Annotated in this window: 3 protein-coding genes; all 3 read left to right on the top strand. The window is 55.0% G+C overall.

Annotated features, from left to right (window positions below; genetic code table 11):
* Window positions 1-349: metal ABC transporter solute-binding protein, Zn/Mn family (locus tag O71_RS26185; RefSeq protein WP_007661233.1), on the top strand; the 349-nt coding region annotated here is incomplete at its 5' end.
* Window positions 306-755 (top strand): metal ABC transporter solute-binding protein, Zn/Mn family, encoded by a 450-nt coding sequence (locus tag O71_RS26180; protein ID WP_007661232.1) that lies wholly within the window; start codon window positions 306-308, stop codon window positions 753-755. The genes O71_RS26185 and O71_RS26180, both read left to right, overlap by 44 nt.
* Before the next feature lie 12 nt (window positions 756-767).
* The gene (locus tag O71_RS20910; RefSeq protein ID WP_007661231.1) at window positions 768-1,559 is read left to right on the top strand and encodes a metal ABC transporter ATP-binding protein; all 792 of its coding nucleotides are present in this window, start codon (window positions 768-770) and stop codon (window positions 1,557-1,559) included.
* Window positions 1,560-1,792: the final 233 nt, after the last annotated feature.

Raw genomic sequence — 1,792 nt, 5'->3', positions numbered from 1 at the left:
GATCATGGGCAGCGGCGTCGACCCGCACTTGTACAAGGCAACCCAGGGCGACCTGAACATGCTGACAGAAGCCGATGTCATCATTTACAACGGGCTGCACCTGGAAGGCAAAATGGGAGAAGTGCTGGAAAAGCTGAGCCGCTACAAAACGGTGTTGGCCGCGACTGCAGGTATACCTGAACACCAGCTGCTAAAGTCAGCAGAGTATGCCGACAGCCATGACCCGCACGTGTGGTTCGATGTATCGCTTTGGATGCAGGTAGTCGGGCACCTGAGCGGCGAACTCCAGAAGAAGGACCCACAGCATGCCGCGGTGTATCAGGCGCAAAACAGCGGCCTACCTGCGTGAACTCTCAACACTGCATAATGAAACCAAAGCCGCCATTGCCTCCATACCGGAGCAGCAACGCATCCTGATCACGGCGCACGATGCTTTTGGCTACTATGGCGAGGCTTACGGCATAGAGGTGCGCGGACTGCAGGGTATCTCTACCCTATCTGAGTTCGGTCTGCAGGATGTGTCTTCGCTGGTCAAGTTTATAGTGGCCAACAAGATCAAGGCAGTTTTTGTGGAGTCTTCGGTATCGCCGAAAGCCATTGAGGCCGTGGTGCAGGGCAGCAGCAAACGCGGGCACACTGTGCGTATTGGCGGCACTCTTTTCTCTGATGCCATGGGCGAAGAGGGCACCCCGGAAGGCACCTATACCGGGATGGTGCGGCATAACACAAACACGATTATAACTTCTTTAAAATAAGAAGGCTATCCTATGATACTTCAAGTAAAAAACCCAGTAGTAGAAGTACACGACCTGACGGTGAGTTACGACCGCAAGCCGGTGCTGTGGGGCATTGACCTCACCCTGCCGGCCGGTGCGCTCGTGGGTGTGATCGGTCCGAACGGCGCAGGCAAGTCTACCCTGATCAAGGCTATGATGAACCTGCTACCAGTGAGCAGTGGCTACGTGCGCATCTTTGACCAACCGCTGAAGCAGGTATACAGCCGCATCAGCTACGTACCCCAGCGTGAGTCAGTGGACTGGGACTTTCCGGCTTCTGTGTTTGATGTGGTGCTGATGGGCAGGTATGGACAACTGGGTCTATTCAAACGCCCGCGCAAAGCAGATAACGACGCCGCCATGGAAGCGCTCGAAAAAGTAGGTATGCAGGGTTTTGCCAACCGGCAGATCTCACAGCTGTCAGGTGGACAGCAGCAGCGGGTGTTCCTGGCGCGGGCACTGGCCCAGAATGCCGACATCTATTTCATGGACGAGCCCTTCGCGGGCGTCGACATAGCCACCGAAACGGCCATCATTCAGCTGCTTCGCCTGATGCGTGATGAGGGCAAGACTGTGATCGTGGTGCACCATGACCTGCAGTCCGCCTCTGATTACTTCGATTGGGTGGTATTGCTCAACATGCGCCTGGTAGCCTCCGGCCCTACCGAGCAGGTGCTGAACCAGGAGCTATTGGAGCAAACCTACGGCGGCAAACTCACCCTGCTCTCCAAAGTAGGTGATCTTCTCCGCAAGCAGGAATTCCCGGCGAGGGAGAAAAGTTAATTTTTGAATGAGTGATTGAGTGAATGAGTGATTTAGAAGGTATGGCCTGTAGGGACAGATCGCGAACTGTCCGAATCATGCACCAAGCAATTAAAGAATAACAATCAAACCCATGCAGGACTTCATAGAGTTTTTCTCCTTCACCGATGCCAACATACGGTACGTGACGCTGGGCTCGGTGCTGCTGGCTGCGAGTTCGGCGGTGGTGGGCTGTTTCACGCTGCTGCGCAAGC

The organism is Pontibacter sp. BAB1700, assembly GCF_000277005.1.
Lineage (GTDB): Bacteria > Bacteroidota > Bacteroidia > Cytophagales > Hymenobacteraceae > Pontibacter > Pontibacter lucknowensis.
The sequence above is the reverse complement of the archived record's forward strand: the minus strand, read 5'-3'. Positions and strand labels throughout refer to the sequence as shown.